A 15,056-nucleotide genomic window follows, 5' to 3' on the forward strand; every position below is an offset into this window, starting at 1 on the left:
GCGCGCCCCACTAAAGTACGTATGCAGTACAATAGTTGGTACGACTGGATGATGATCATTACGGAAGAGCGCATCAATACCAGTTTCAAGCGGATGGAGCGCGGTTTCACGCAGCACGGTCTCCGACCGATGGACTCCTATGTTGTGGATGATGGTTGGAACAACTATAATGTTAGCGATACGGAACGTTCCGGCACTACTTCCAACGTGTCTGGTTTCTGGGAATTCAATTCTAAATTCCCTACGGGGCTTCAGGGTGCAGCACAGATTGCTCATCGCTATGGTTCCGACTTTGGTATTTGGCTCGGCCCGCGTGGTGGCTACAATTTCAATGCAAGTTGGGGACATTTCCTTGAATCCCACGGTAACGGCACATATAATACGCGTTCGGGGGATGCTGTGACGGGCGACTCTGTCTATGTCTCCAAGCTGCGCGACTTTTTCCTCACCTGCCAGAAGGATTACGGGGTTAATTATTGGAAACTTGATGGTTTCTCCACGGTAGAACCGCAACCTAGCAATAATGGCCGTTATATCACGGGAGGGAAAAATGGCAACTACTATTTTACGGAGCATTGGGAGCGTTGGTACGATGTGTTCCGCGACCTTTACGCTGAGGCCTCTGGTCGTGGTAGCGACCTCTGGCTCAATCTCACTTGCTATGTCAACCCGAGCCCGTGGATTTTGCAGTTCTGCAACAGTGTGTGGATGCAAAATTCCAACGATATGGGACGGGCTGTAGTGGGCGGTCGCAATAGTGAACTCGACAAGCAATTAAGCTACCGCGATGATCGCTACTACGATTTCTACAATGCCAACGGTCTGCAATTTCCCCAGAGCCACATATTCAACCACGACCCTATCTACGGTAAGACGGACTGTATGAGTCCCAACGCTATGTCTGACAATGAGTTCCGCGCCTACCTCTACATGATGGCTACACGTGGAACGGCATTCTGGGAAATGCTGTATTCTTACAACATGATGGACGAAGGCAACAAATGGCTTATCAATGCCGAAGCGCTCACGTTCATAGACAAGAATTACGAGACACTGCGCAATGCTGTCTACTTTGGTCGCTCGCCGAAGTCGGGCGAAATCTACGGCTACTCTTGCTGGCGTCCCGTGACAACAGGACAACAAGCGGAGGGTATTGTTTCGTTCCGCAATCCGTCAAACACTTCTAAGACTTTCACGTTTACGTTCGACAAAGCAGTAGGAGTTCCCGAAACGGCGAATAATCTGCATGCCGGTCTGATTATGCAATATAGCGGCACACCGGGTGCAGCGACAGCACTGACATGGACACCTGCTGCCACGACTTACGCATACGGTCAGAATATGCAACTGACGCTCCGTCCGGGTGAGATCCTCGTGCTCAGCTTTGGTGCGGCCGATACCACCCCCGCAACGTTTGCCACGGTGCGCTCTACGGAAGCTCGCAAAGTGGTGGCGCAGTTCTCCGAGCCCGTCCGCCCCACAACTTCTGCCTTTGCTCTCTATGATGGAGCAACACTCGTTGGTCAGCCCACAGCAGTTTCCTTAGCGGCCGATTATCGCACCGTGACACTCACCTTTGCCAATGCTCTACAAGATAATAAGGCTTACACGCTGAAGGCACAGAATCTTTCGGATTGGAACAATGTTCTCTCTCAGGATGTATCTCCTGTCTTCTATTATAATGCAGGAGGTCTCGTTCTCCGCATAGATTCCATAGCGCAATTGCAGCAGGCAGAGACCGTAGCCACGCGTTCGGACTTCCGCGCCGGCGTTCAGTTCCTTGCTTTGGATAAGTCCTATACTGCGGTGAGTGAGAAAACGATAGGTGGGCGCGATGCTTTCACTTTCTCTACACTCGTCCGTACTACTGCTGCCAATACAGTCATAGCACAGCAAGCAGGAGCTTGGAAATTGGAACTCGTGAATGGAAAACCCGTCTTCAAGGTGGGACATACTACCTTTGCTGCTGACTCTGTGGTGAACGATGGCCGTAACCATCAGATTACTGCTGTGCGCGAGGCAAACGGCATGGTGAAAGTCTATATCGATGGCAATTTGCAGGGCACTGCCTATAATGCTGCTTATGCTGAGGAAGTTCTCACGCCAGCTCCTCTTCAGTTGGGAGGTACGGCTGGTTTGGAACTGGCAGCTGCTGGTCTCTATGTAGGAGCTGCCGATTACGAGAAAGCTGCAGCCGATGCCTCTGCAGCACTCACTGAGAAATACCTCATCAGTGTGACTGTACCCACAGGACTTGACGTGACATTCACTCCTAAAGCTGGAGTGACAGTTGCCGGCGAGCAGTTGGTAGCTGCCGTCGCGCCGGGAAAAACTGTTTCGGTCAAGGCCGTGGCTCAAGACGGCTTCCGCCTTGCTGGCTACACGAAGGACGGCGTTCAGACAACGCTCAATGCCGGTAGGGATTCAGTTGCAACGGTGCACTTTGCCGCAGTGCGTGCCGACCATAATTTGGTGTTTGTGGTAAAGAAAACCACTGGTATTGCTGAGGCTTCTGCCAACGGTCTGAAGGTGACGACAACGCCAGCAAGCATAGAAGTGACTGGAGCAAGCCCTCTCAGCATTCGTGCCTACACGTCGGATGGTCGACTGTTGGGGACGGCGAAAGGAACAGACCGAGTTGTGCTCTCCACTACTGCTTGGCCTGCTGGAACCTATATCCTCGACATCATGACAACCGGAAATTCTAAAACGGTAAAAATCCTGAAATAATCGCTTCAGCGCATTCGGCATTTTCCTTTTGCCCCATGCGCTTCCTCCTTATTCGTCCTGCCAAAGCCTCTCCTTTGTGTGCTTTGGCAGGATTTTCTTTTTCAAAGGCCTAAAGTTTTTCGCTTTTTCCCCAAAAATAGGGCATCTGCATCTGAGATGCCGAAAGACAGGAACAAGGGTAATAACGCTTTGCTGCGATGTGAGCATACTGGGTATAAAGCTCCAAGAATTTTAATTCAAAAAAATTTTACATGTTTGAAATGATCAAAAAAGAATCTTCATGTTATGGTTGAGAAATACTAAATAATTATGATTCAGTTTGTTTTACTTTCTTTTTTTCTTACTTTTGCATCTGATTTTTATAGAAAAGACAAAATTTTCCTATTCTTATTAGCTATTTTATGTGTAGAAAAAAATATGTGGCACCAGCGAGTGAGGCCGTAGGTGTAACACTTGCAACGGTTGTTGCCGGTTCAGTAGTCCCTACGGGTACTACAGGTCCTGGTAATAAAGATGCCTCTGAAACCCCTTGGAAAGAAAATAATCCCACTACTGGCGGTGTTGGTGTCGGTGGAGGAGAATTCTCAGGCGATGATTGGTAAATACTTTATTTTCCATTTGTAGAATTAAAGAACAAAAGACATATCAGAAAAGATGAGAGGAAATAAAAATAATCAATTCCTTATTTGGAGCTTGTTGCTCAGTTGCGTATTGTTGCTGGCTTCATGTTCTGACATGAACGATGATGGTAGTGGAAAACAAGAAGGAACAGGGGTAGCCTTTACGCTGACAGCGTCCGACTGGAATGTGAAGACATTGGGCGAGGATTCTCTCCGTGCAACAAAAGCTCCTGCTGCGCCTGACGTGGCAGAGGCAGTGGTAGATCTCAGTCCAGAAGTGTCGGCCAATGTTAGCATTGTGCGCGACGATAGAGAGGTGGGGGAACACCGTGCTCCTGCTCAAACTTCTTTAGGAGCAGGCGATTTCACCATCGTTGCTTATCAAGGCAGTGCTAACAATCCAGAAAAGAAAGCAGAACTGAAAGTGCATTGGGACGGCTCTAAGTTTACAGATGATGGCAATATAGCTAAGATGCACCTTCCGGCAGGCACGTACACCTTTGTTTGTTTCAACGACAAACTGAAGGAAAAAGATGGCAAACTTGTCATGGCAAACTATGATAAGACGGCAAATCTCACAACGGATCAGGACTATCAGACCTATTATGACAATCTTGCAGACGACTACGATAAAGCATTGGTGGGAAAAGTAACTACAGCGGTTCCTAACAATAGAATTGAAGTTCCCTTTGTGCTGAGTCATCCATGGTCACGTGTGAAGTTTCAAATAGTGGGTGTAGGATTGGCGTTCAATAATAAGGATATAGATTATAGCACTACAGGAACACCGACCCCTATCTCCTATGATGCTGACGTCAGCGCAGCTACAGTGATGACTCCATCGGCCGAAAGTGTCACTACGGGTATGGCTCAGACGAAGAGCGTGTATGAATTGAATGCTATGACGCTCGCGCCCGTGGACTACTCCCAGAGCGATGTGGATGTCAATACAGGAGCGGAGAAAATTAATAACAAGCGCGTGTTTCATTTTGGAGCGTTCGAAAATGTTCCTCACGCATCACAATTTATTAGCTGGCTTTCCTATTATGGTAATTACCAGCGCGCACAAACTTCTTTGCAGTATTTCCCAGCAGGAGCAAACTTGAAGGCCTACAAATGGAATGCTGCGGCAGTGAGCTTTTATCGGAAACCACTTTCTTTTGAGAAACTCTATCAAACCATTGAGGATATTCTCCCTACATCGCTCGAAGCCAATGGTAGCTATACAGTGCGTATTTATATGTCGTACAATTTTAAGTATCTCTTCAGTGACGGCACAGTGGGAACGCTTGCAGAGAACAATAACTGGAAAACAAAGACACCGATAGCCCTTGTGACGAGTATGAAAACCAAAACAGCGGTGGGGTTGAGAGTTGATGGACGTGTGAATAATATAAAGGATCGAACAGGGATAGAACATATCAATAGAGACTATTACGCTACGAATTCTCCGAAGTTGCCTACACTGCTGAATGGGTATAGAACAACGTACGATCCTGCTTATACGTATGATCAAACTAAGGCTCATGCTGAGGATCAAAATCTCCCAGCTTTCTATACTGCTGCTCACTATAATCCAGGTGTAGCTGTAACTGCAGAATGGTTGAAGAATCCTTCGACGGATGTAAATGATAGCATCGGAAAATGGTATCTCCCTGCTTATGGAGAATTGGTGAATATGTACCGCACCGTAGGCTATGGAACGTATTATAAGATTTCAGATAAGCGTAAGGAAACTTTCCAGTTTAACACGGAATACGAATGGAGACCAGTCTTTATAGATATTGCTTTCAGACAAGCTGGTCGTTCATTCCCTCCTACTTGGAATCAATATTGGACCAGTACGGAGTTGGAACGTCCTGCTGCTAATTTCGATTTCTGTGCAGAAATGACCTATCGTACGGAAGGTAAATTCTGGATGAGATTGGATTTTTATAATAGTGGTGCAGTGATACCGTTTATCCACTTTAAGTAAAAAGGTCATTTGCCGCATCTACGGAAAGATGCACGGCACAACAGAAAAATCCCCTGCAAGCAAGCAGCTTGCAGGGGATTTTTATAATAGAGAATCTCCGTTTTAGAGATCGGCTAATTCAAGCACTTTTTCAACAGCAGCTTCGAGACCGTTAACATCTTTTCCGCCTGCTGTGGCAAAGTGAGGAGCACCGCCACCGCCACCTTGGATAAGTTTGGCTGCTTCGCGCACCATCTGTCCCGCATTAAGGGCGTTGTCCTTCACGAGGTCTTTGCTGATCATCACTGTTAAGAGTGGTTTGCCTTCATAGCTCGAACCCAATACGCAGAGCATCTTCTCGGGCAACTGTCCTGACACTTGGAAGGCCAAGTCTTTGACAGCGTCGGGAGAAATACCTGTGGGGAGTACGCTCTTGATTACCTTGATGCCGTTGATATCTTCAGCACGTTCGAGGAGGCTCGCCTTGATTTGTTGCACCTTCTGCTTCACGAAGTCCTCTACCTGAGCTTTCAGTCCACTGTTTTCTTCGATGGTTTTCTGAATAGCCGCCGTGAGATCCTTAGCGTTGTTGAAAAGTTCTTTCAAACTCGTCAGCAAGTCTTGTTGCATATAAACACTCTCCTCTGCTGCCTTACCGGTGAGAGCTTCGATGCGGCGAACGCCAGCAGCTACACTGCTCTCACTCACAATGCGGAACAAACCGAGACGACCGGTACTCTTGGCATGGCAACCGCCGCAGAACTCTACGCTGTTGCCGAATTGTACGACACGAACTTCATCTCCGTATTTCTCGCCAAAGAGAGCGATGGCGCCCATACGCTTGGCTTCTTCCATAGGTACGTTGCGATGATCCTGCAAGGGGATGTCCTCGCGGATACGACGGTTGACGATCTGTTCAACCTTACGTAATTCTTCGGGCGTCACTTTCTGGAAGTGAGAGAAGTCGAAGCGCAGATAGTCGGGAGTAACAAGTGACCCCTTTTGTTCTACATGGCTACCGAGTACTTCGCGGAGAGCTTGGTCGATGAGGTGAGTGGCCGTGTGGTTGGCTTCGCTGCCACGGCGCGCTTCGAGGTCGATTATTGCGCGGAAATCAGCTGCTGGATTTTCGGGTAGTTGTTTTGTTAGATGAATGGGGAGGTTGTTCTCGCGCTTCGTATCGAAAATCTGAACTGTTTCGTTCGCACTGCGGAGAATACCTTTGTCGCCCACCTGGCCGCCCATCTCAGCATAGAAAGGAGTAGTGTCGAGCACGAGTTCGTAGTAGGTTTGTTTCTTCTGCTGCACTTTGCGGTAGCGCAGGATATGGCAGTCGGCTTCTGTTTCGTCCCACCCCACAAACTTGTCTTCACCTTCGCGAAGTACTACCCAGTCGCCAGTTTCTACTGCCGCAGCATTGCGAGCGCGTTCCTTTTGCTTTTGCATCTCAACGTTGAAGCCTTCTTCGTCCGTCTTGAGTCCCTGCTCAGCGCAGATGAGTTCCGTGAGATCGAAGGGGAAACCGTAAGTGTCGAAAAGCGTGAAAGCCTTAGCACCATCGAGTGTGTCGCTACCAGCTGCCTTGGTTTCACGAATAAGTCCATCGAGCAGGTTGATACCTGTTGCCAAAGTGCGGAGGAAACTATCTTCCTCTTCCTTGATAACGCGGGTGATAAGCTCTTGCTGCGCAACAAGTTCGGGATAGGCTCCACCCATTTCTTTCACGAAGGTAGGGATGAGCTGATAGATGAAAGCCCGCTTCTGATTCAGGAAAGTGTAGGCGTAGCGCACTGCACGGCGCAAAATACGGCGAATCACATAACCCGCTTTCGCATTACTGGGCAACTGACCGTCAGCAATGGAGAAAGCGATGGCGCGGAGGTGGTCAGCAACCACACGCATGGCCACATCAACATTTTCTTCCTTACCGTACGTAAAGCCGGAGAGTTGTTCCTCTTTCTTGATGATGGGTTGGAAAATATCGGTGTCGTAGTTGGAGTTCTTACCCTGCAGCATACGAACCAAGCGTTCGAAGCCCATACCCGTATCGATGACGTGCATAGGAAGTGGTTCGAGGCTTCCATCCGCTTTGCGGTTATACTGCATGAATACGATGTTCCAGATTTCGATAACTTGAGGGTCATCCTTGTTTACCAACTCACGTCCCGGAACTTTTGCTTTCTCTTCTGCTGAGCGAGAATCGACGTGGATTTCAGAGCAAGGACCGCAGGGACCTGTGTCGCCCATCTCCCAGAAGTTGTCGTGCTTGTTGCCGTTGATGATATGGTCGGCTGGAACATGCTTAGCCCAGAAGCTGGCTGCTTCGTCGTCGCGTTCAAGGCCTTCTTCCTTAGAGCCCTCAAATACGGTGACGTAAAGGTCTTTCGGGTCGAGGTGAAGAACATCGACGAGATACTCCCAAGCATAGTCGATCGCTTTCTCTTTGAAGTAATCGCCAAAGCTCCAATTACCGAGCATCTCAAACATAGTATGGTGATAAGTGTCGTGACCCACTTCTTCAAGGTCATTGTGCTTGCCGCTCACGCGCAGACACTTCTGTGAGTCTGTACGACGGCGCGGTTCTGGATCACGCGTGCCGAGGATGATATCTTTCCATTGATTCATGCCGGCATTTGTAAACATCAGCGTGGGGTCGTCCTTGACAACCATCGGAGCAGAAGGTACAATCGTGTGTCCCTTGCTTTCGAAGAATTTCTTGTACGACTCGCGAATTTCGTTTGCTGTCATTATTCTGTATTTTTATTAGTTTTCTTTTTCTAAAGGTGCAAAAATACTGCAAAGTGGCTGAAACGCAAAGTTCCACACCTTGTTTTCCTTATTCTGTGCCCTTACTGGCGCCCGAAGAAAACAAGGCAAGCCCACTCACGCGAAGAATGTGTTCGCGGAGTGGGCTTGTGGAAATTTTACACCGTTAAAGGCGTCGCGTTAGAGTTTACCGATAGTCTTTGTGAGTTGCTGCCCCATACCGATGGTGTAGCCCTGGCTGAAGAATACAACGCGGTTGAACGTGTCGCCAATAATCACAACGGGGCGTTCGGGGCTTTGCGTCAAGCCGCTACCAAAGAGGTCGTTGGCCACTTGCTGTTTGCTATCGATGCCAAAGCGGAGGTTCTTCGGTAGGTTAGGAAATTCGCTGCGACGTTTCATGAAGGAGTCGTACTCTGCTGCCGTGGGGAAGAGCATCAAAATGGCGCGTCCCCAGCTTTCAAGCTCGGCACGACTGGCTTCAATATCGTGGAGAATATGGGTGCTCGGCTCATTGTTGGCTTTGAGTAATCCAACGATGAAATAGCCGCGCCCAGTGGTGGAGAGAACGCTCTTCTCTTTAGCTTCCTCAAGGTCGTGGTAGATGTTCTCGGCGTTGAACGAACCGATAACACTCACCTGGCTGGAATCCTCCCGCATAACGAGTTGCACAGTGGTGTCAGCCGCTACGGGGAACACACTGATGTGGCAGAGCACACTACCATCGGCTAAACGTGTGCCGGAAGTGAGCAGATAATCGCCGTGCTCCACTTCTACGCCCTTTTTGAATGTTTCCGCCCAAGTAGCGTTCTCGTCATAACCTTGCAGCTTTGGTAGTCCATCTTCGAGGCGCGAGAGGGAGAAGTGGGAATAGTAGGACGGATTCTCCATGAAACGACGCGGAGAATAGGAGAGGGCAAGGTTGGACAACTGAGAGTTAGCGGCAGCTTGCGTTGGACCGAAATCTACTGTTTTCCATTCGCCATCCCAATATTGGAAATTACTCGTCACTTCATCACGGCGGGCGGGAATGCCCAATGTGCGGCACATTGCCACGAAGCAGATACCTTTGGAAGTGGCTGAGGCTTCTTGAGAGGAGAGCACCGTGGCGGGAGCTTGAGGGATGAAGCGTGAAGCGGGTGTGGTGTCTGTCTTCACGCCATTTAGCTTCTGTATGATTGCCGCCACTTGTTCGTCGGTATGAGTGAATGTCCGGATCGTTTCCACGGTTTGAGCCAGCTCTTCGCGCCACGGTGTGAGCTCTTCCGTTGAGATGCGAGGGCAGAGCACGTAGTGTGAGTTGCGTTGGAAGTTCTCTTCGTCCACTTTCGTTGCGCTCGGTGTAGACAGCTGCTTTTCGATTTGTTCGATGTGGTTGATGATAACCCGCTCATCAAAGTCGCGCAAGTCTTTGGCTGTCAAACTTTCGAGTACGTACAGAACAAGATCTTTTTGCGTCAAATTCTTCGATAATATGCATACATTCTTTTCTTGGTTGAAATGTTCAAGCACATCGTAGAGCGCCATGAAGTTTCCCTCCGATTTTTTGAAGAGCGGCTGTAAGCGGGCAGCATCGTAGTTTAATACTTCGGCCACTTCCTCCACCTTCTTCTCGTTTGGCCAGACTGAAGGCCATTTCATGCGCTGAGCATCCTCTTGCGCCAATCGCTTATTGTTGAGAGCTTCGGCTTCGGGCGACACTTTCGGATAGTTGTTGCTAACGGGAGGAGGAGTGAGCGTTAAGTCAGTTTCAAAGCGATCGCCCGCTTTATGAGTAAGGCGTATCTCCGTGAGGTGTTTACCCTGATTCGGCGAAACTTTGGCAAAACCGTAGCGTCCATCCTTTGCTGCCCAAACAAGGAGATCGCCCTTTCCGCAGATGAGTGAGGCTTCACCGCGAGCATCCGACTGAGTGGAGTAGAGCGGATAAAATTCAGCATAATTGTAAAGACCGAAGCGCACCTTAGCATCGCGCACTTTGCGCCCTCTTTCATCAACAATGCGCACGCTGCGTCGTTCAACAGGAGCGTAGTTGTTGGTCACGTTGATAGTGGTTTGCAACGGATATTGCTGGAGGATTTGTTCGTCGCCTTGGTATCGTCCCATGACGGTAGTATTCATCAGCATACCACGCGCTGCGGGCTGATTGAACCACGCAATGTTTAATTCCGCAGCTGGTTCGCAAGCACCGAGAAACTGCCATTTTCCATCGACGTAAGCCTCCACCCACGCGTGGTTATCATCGGTGTGCGCCCAGCGCGGGGTGTACACTTGGCGTGCCGGTATGCCCACGGCTCTAAGAGCACTCACCGCCAGCGTACTCTCCTCGCCGCAACGCCCCGTAGTGGTGCGCATGGAAGCCAGAGGGCTGGAGGTGCGCGCATCTGAAGGGCGATAGGTCATCACCGAGTGGCACCAATGGTTTACTTCGAGAGCTGCATCGTGCCAATTCATGTAGCGCACACGTTTTCGGAGCACTTCGTAGGTTTTTATACGGAATGAATCGAGATGTTCATTGTTGACGCGAACGGGCAAAACAAAATGCAGCCATTCACGGTCGGGGATTTGTTTCCCCCAAGGAAAATCAGTGCGAGTTTGGAGCGCTAAGCGCGCATTATCCAGCATGAACTGTGGGTCATAATCCGTCACATCGGGCCAGTCCATGTAGGCATACAGAAATTGGAGCGCATCGCGTTCCTGCGGTGTCTTCGCCAGTTTCAGCGCTTCTTGCGGATGTGTGCAAACTGAATTTTTGAAGCGCTGTTGGAAATCGGCCTGCACTTCTTTCGCCGTTTGTGCTGTAGCTTGTAGGCAGAGAGCTGCCCAAAGCATCATCAGAATTTTTTTCATAGAGAATCAGTCTTTTCTTTGCAGCAAAGATATGAAAATTACAGGAATTTCTAAAAAAGAAAGCGGAAAGTGCGTAAGTTGGATAAGTAAAGGTGTTACGAGCGTAGGCAAATTCTGTTTTTTTATGTGGAAAAACTAAAAATGATGGGGCGAAATTCGCTGATTAAAAGCATTTTCCGCGCCAAAAGATTTTGTTTTTATATAAATAAGTACTACTTTTGCACCCGCATTGAGTCCGACGGGGCCGAAAAAGTGAAGAAAATCGAAGAGAAATAAAGGGACGTGTTGCCACACAGCACCGAACAGCGTGGATATTTGATAGATTCTTCCGCCTCCCGGAAAAATCCGTTTAAACAATAATTTATAATGTACGCAATCGTAGAGATTAACGGTCAGCAGTTCAAGGCAGAAGAGGGCAAGAAGCTCTTCGTCAATCACTTGCAGAATGCAGAAGACGGCCAAACTGTTGAATTTGACAAGGTGCTGCTGGTAGACGCAGACGGCACGGTAACTGTAGGCGCTCCCACTGTTGACGGCGCAAAGGTAGTTGCAGAAGTAGCTTCCAAGCTCGTTAAGGGTGACAAAGTTCTTATTTTCCATAAGAAGCGTCGTAAGGGCTATCGCAAGCTCAACGGCTATCGTCATCAGTTCACTGAGTTAGTAATCAAACAAGTTATTGCTTAACCCCTAAAATTATTTTAAGAAATGGCACATAAAAAAGGTGTTGGTAGTTCTAAGAACGGCCGCGAATCAGCTTCAAAGCGTTTAGGTGTTAAGATTTGGGGTGGCCAAACTTGCGTAGCAGGCAACATTCTTGTTCGCCAGCGCGGTACGGTTCACTATCCTGGTAAGAACGTAGCTAAGGGTAAGGACGACACTCTGTATGCTTTGGCAGACGGTGTAGTTGTTTTCCGTCGTGGTAATCGCGACCGCAGCGTTGTTTCCGTAGAGCCCCAAGCTGAAGCTTAAAGCTAAGGTAACTAACAATTTAAGAAAGAGGACATCGAACAATCTCGATGCCCTCTTTTTTGTACTTACTTCGGAATGATATAAGTCCTTATTGTATTTGGAAATGCAATAAGGATGTCGGCTGATAGCCTTATTGCGTCAGCTGATACGCTTATTGTGGTGAAGGCTGCAATAAGGATTGCGGGCATTTATAGGTAGGAAGGCTCTTCTCTGTCTGTTGTTTTTTGTTGTCACACCCTATAAGAAGCTGTTTTTCAGCTTATTTTCTCGTTCTGTGACAACGTGACAAGAAATTCCAAGTTTTTTCTGGTAGGAGAATGTTAGCACTAATAAACGAAAAAGAGCATATCCACGCAATGGGGGATATGCTCTCTAATTCTATTATGTATGACGTCCTTTTTAGAACATCTTTTCGGGATAAATGCCTTCTTCGTGCAATTTTGCGAGTTTAGCAACCACTTCGGGGCGGTCCTCCTTGTAAGTCACGCCGAACCATTGGCTGGTGGTGTCGAGAACTTCGCAAGTGGCTCCGTCCTTGTGGATGAGTTTGTCAACCATTAAGGGAATGAAGAATTCGCTCTTCAAGTTTTCCTGATTCTTCGGGTCGGAAAGGAATTCCTTAAACATCTCGTCGGAGTACTGGAAGTATTCGGGAGTGAAGCCCCAGAAGTTCATTGATACAGGGGTGTTGTCCTCAATAGCTACCCACTCGCCGTTGTCGTCGAGATACTTCACCACGCCGTCGAGGCGTTGAATCTTTGTGCGCTCTACAACACTGGTGAGGTGTTTATGGTCGTCGTTCTCACAAACGCCGCGAGAAACTGTACCTAAATCGGAAAGCGTATTGCCAACGCGGAAGCCCACCATGGCGTACTTCTTCTCAGAATTTTCAGGTAGTTCGGAGAGGAATTTACCCATCACGCGGAAAGCATCAGCACCATAGAAGTCGTCGCAATTGATAACAGCAAACGGTTCTTTAATCACTGACTTACCCATCATGACAGCGTGATTTGTACCCCAGGGTTTAGTGCGGCCTTCGGGAATAGTGAAGCCCTCGGGCAACTTATCGAGGCTTTGGAATACAACTTCGCAGGGGATGTGGCCTTCGTACTTAGAAAGCACCACCTTGCGGAAATCCTCTTCGAAATCCTTACGAATAACGAAAACGAGCTTGCCGAAGCCAGCTTTGATAGCGTCGTAGATGCTATAGTCCATGATCGTCTCGCCGTGAGGGCCAAGACCATCTAATTGTTTCAGACCACCATAACGACTGCCCATACCAGCAGCCAAAAGGAATAATGTTGGTTTCATGTGGTTTTATAGTAGATAAAATTAGTAATTATTCTATTTTCGTGACGCAAAGGTAGTACTTTCCGTTATAAATAGTTTGTCTTTAATGTGATTTATTACAACTTTCGGCGGATTTTAGAGACTCACTCTTTACTTCCTTCTGTTGCAATCTGGCTTATTTCCCCAAATAGGCTGCTGCAGCCTCAGCACAGCGCTCGCCATCGACACCAGCCGATACGATACCTCCGGCATAGCCTGCTCCCTCGCCACAGGGGAAGAGACCCTCAATGCGGATGTGTTGCAGGTTTTCGGGATTGCGCAGGATGCGAACGGGGCTCGACGTGCGGGTTTCGGCAGCAATGACGAGAGCTTCGTTGGTGAGGAAGCCGCGACTGCGCTGACCGAAATAGCGGAAGCCCTCCTGCAAGCGAGAGCTGATGAATTTCGGCATCCAGAAATGGAGCGGTGAAGAAACTACGCCGGGGGCGTAGCTCGACTTGGGTAGATCGTAGCTAAGGCGATTGTTCACAAAATCGGCCATGCGCTGAGCTGGAGCCGTTTGACGTCGTTGCCCTTGTAGCCAACACGCCTTTTCCAGTGCTTCTTGGAAGTACATAAGGCGTAGCGGATTTTCTGGATTAGAGAAGTCGGCGTGTGCCGCAGCGAAATGTTCGTCTTGCATAGCTTCAGCCATGAAGGGAGCTAGTTCGCCGTCGATGTCCTCAGGGCGAGTTTCTACCACCATTCCCGAGTTGGACCACGCTCCATTGCGGTTGCTCGGACTCATACCATTCACTACGATTTGTTCTGGTCCACTCGCTGCTGGCACTACAAAGCCGCCAGGGCACATACAGAAACTGTAAACGCCGCGCCCATTGGCTTGAGTGACAAAACTATATTCGGCAGCGGGGAGAAAACGCCCGCGCCCGTTGCGATTGTGATACTGAATGCTATCAATGAGCTGAGAGGGGTGTTCCAAACGAACGCCCACGGCAAGCCCTTTGGCTTCCACTTCCACTCCCGCTTGGTAGAGATAGCGATACACATCGCGCGCACTATGCCCCGTGGCTAAGATAACCGGACCGCGGAAGTGCTCGCCCGTTGCAGTCTGTACTCCCGCCACTTTATTGCCCTCGAAGAGGAAAGCGTCAACACGCGTTTGGAAGTGGACTTCGCCGCCTCTTTCGATAATCTGATTGCGCATGTTCTCTATCACGCGCGGCAACTTGTCCGTACCAATGTGTGGATGCGCATCGACAAGAATATCGGTAGATGCTCCAAACTGGCAGAAAACGCGGAGAATCTTATCGGAGTTGCCTCTTTTCTTGCTGCGCGTATAGAGTTTTCCATCGGAATAAGCCCCCGCACCGCCTTCTCCAAAGGAGTAGTTGCTCTCGGCATCCACTTTGTGCTCGCGCGAGATGAGGGCAATATCTTTGCGCCGTTCGCGAACATCTTTTCCGCGTTCGAGCACCACGGGGCGTAATCCGAGTTCGATGAGGCGCAAGGCGGCAAAGAGTCCACCAGGACCTGCGCCCACCACAATGACGCGGTCGGCGTGAGAAACATCCTTATACGCCACTTGCTCATAATCGAGAGCTGGCGGCTCTTCATTGATGTATATATTGAGGGAAAGATTCACGAAAACGGAACGTTGGCGCGCATCGATGCTCCGCTTGCGAATGTGGACGGCCTTGATAGTGCGCCCATCGCAAGCGAGTTCGCGAGCCACATATTCACGCAACACGCTGGGCTGAAAAGCCACATCGGGTGTTACGCGTAATTGTATTTGTTTTTGCATACTTAGTTTCTATTTTACAAGAGAAAAAGCACCGTGAACAATGGTTTTCTCAGTTGCTTCAACTCACGAGAGGTCT

Annotated in this window: 9 protein-coding genes; 5 read left to right on the plus strand and 4 right to left on the minus strand. The window is 49.0% G+C overall.

What is annotated here, in order from left to right:
- The 3 genes from ABLA33_RS00765 to ABLA33_RS00775 all read left to right on the plus strand — a co-directional run.
- On the plus strand, positions 1–2,730 hold a 2,730-nt coding region (locus tag ABLA33_RS00765), incomplete at its 5' end, for an Ig-like domain-containing protein (protein ID WP_347718857.1).
- 401 nt (positions 2,731–3,131) lie between these two features.
- The gene (locus ABLA33_RS00770; RefSeq protein WP_311490173.1) at positions 3,132–3,332 is read left to right on the plus strand and encodes a hypothetical protein; all 201 of its coding nucleotides are present in this window, start codon (positions 3,132–3,134) and stop codon (positions 3,330–3,332) included.
- Between the two features lie 52 nt (positions 3,333–3,384).
- Complete coding sequence (locus ABLA33_RS00775; protein WP_347718858.1) at positions 3,385–5,325, plus strand: hypothetical protein; 1,941 nt, start codon at positions 3,385–3,387, stop codon at positions 5,323–5,325.
- Positions 5,326–5,427: 102 nt separating this feature from the next.
- Here the strand turns inward: ABLA33_RS00775 and alaS are convergent, their stop codons facing one another.
- Complete coding sequence (gene alaS, locus ABLA33_RS00780) at positions 5,428–8,055, minus strand: alanine--tRNA ligase (protein ID WP_347718914.1); 2,628 nt, start codon at positions 8,053–8,055, stop codon at positions 5,428–5,430.
- A gap of 195 nt (positions 8,056–8,250) precedes the next feature.
- Positions 8,251–10,920, minus strand: coding sequence for a transglutaminase-like domain-containing protein (locus ABLA33_RS00785; RefSeq protein WP_347718859.1), 2,670 nt, complete (start codon positions 10,918–10,920; stop codon positions 8,251–8,253).
- Positions 10,921–11,286: 366 nt separating this feature from the next.
- Between ABLA33_RS00785 and rplU the strand changes: the two genes are divergently transcribed.
- Together rplU and rpmA are read left to right on the plus strand one after the other, a co-directional pair.
- Positions 11,287–11,604 (plus strand): 50S ribosomal protein L21, encoded by a 318-nt coding sequence (gene rplU / locus ABLA33_RS00790; RefSeq protein WP_009348338.1) that lies wholly within the window; start codon positions 11,287–11,289, stop codon positions 11,602–11,604.
- A gap of 21 nt (positions 11,605–11,625) precedes the next feature.
- Entirely contained in the window at positions 11,626–11,889 is a 264-nt protein-coding gene (gene rpmA, locus ABLA33_RS00795) for a 50S ribosomal protein L27 (RefSeq protein WP_183693503.1), read from the plus strand.
- A 399-nt stretch (positions 11,890–12,288) separates the two neighbouring features.
- Here the strand turns inward: rpmA and ABLA33_RS00800 are convergent, their stop codons facing one another.
- Both ABLA33_RS00800 and ABLA33_RS00805 read right to left on the minus strand, forming a co-directional pair.
- Positions 12,289–13,200 (minus strand): nucleotidyltransferase, encoded by a 912-nt coding sequence (locus ABLA33_RS00800; RefSeq protein WP_347718860.1) that lies wholly within the window; start codon positions 13,198–13,200, stop codon positions 12,289–12,291.
- Between the two features lie 154 nt (positions 13,201–13,354).
- Positions 13,355–14,980, minus strand: coding sequence for an FAD-dependent protein (locus ABLA33_RS00805; RefSeq protein WP_347718861.1), 1,626 nt, complete (start codon positions 14,978–14,980; stop codon positions 13,355–13,357).
- Between the last annotated feature and the right edge of the window lie 76 nt (positions 14,981–15,056).

Origin of the sequence: uncultured Alloprevotella sp. (assembly GCF_963536905.1) — a bacterium.
GTDB lineage: Bacteria > Bacteroidota > Bacteroidia > Bacteroidales > Bacteroidaceae > Alloprevotella.

Bases quoted from the DNA above. Each gene is read 5' to 3' on its own strand.
- rpmA (WP_183693503.1), top strand. From the start codon at position 11,626: ATGGCACATAAAAAAGGTGTTGGTAGTTCTAAGAACGGCCGCGAATCA.
- ABLA33_RS00800 (WP_347718860.1), bottom strand. From the start codon at position 13,200: ATGAAACCAACATTATTCCTTTTGGCTGCTGGTATGGGCAGTCGTTAT.
- ABLA33_RS00770 (WP_311490173.1), top strand. From the start codon at position 3,132: ATGTGTAGAAAAAAATATGTGGCACCAGCGAGTGAGGCCGTAGGTGTA.
- rplU (WP_009348338.1), top strand. From the start codon at position 11,287: ATGTACGCAATCGTAGAGATTAACGGTCAGCAGTTCAAGGCAGAAGAG.
- ABLA33_RS00785 (WP_347718859.1), bottom strand. From the start codon at position 10,920: ATGAAAAAAATTCTGATGATGCTTTGGGCAGCTCTCTGCCTACAAGCT.
- ABLA33_RS00775 (WP_347718858.1), top strand. From the start codon at position 3,385: ATGAGAGGAAATAAAAATAATCAATTCCTTATTTGGAGCTTGTTGCTC.
- ABLA33_RS00805 (WP_347718861.1), bottom strand. From the start codon at position 14,980: ATGCAAAAACAAATACAATTACGCGTAACACCCGATGTGGCTTTTCAG.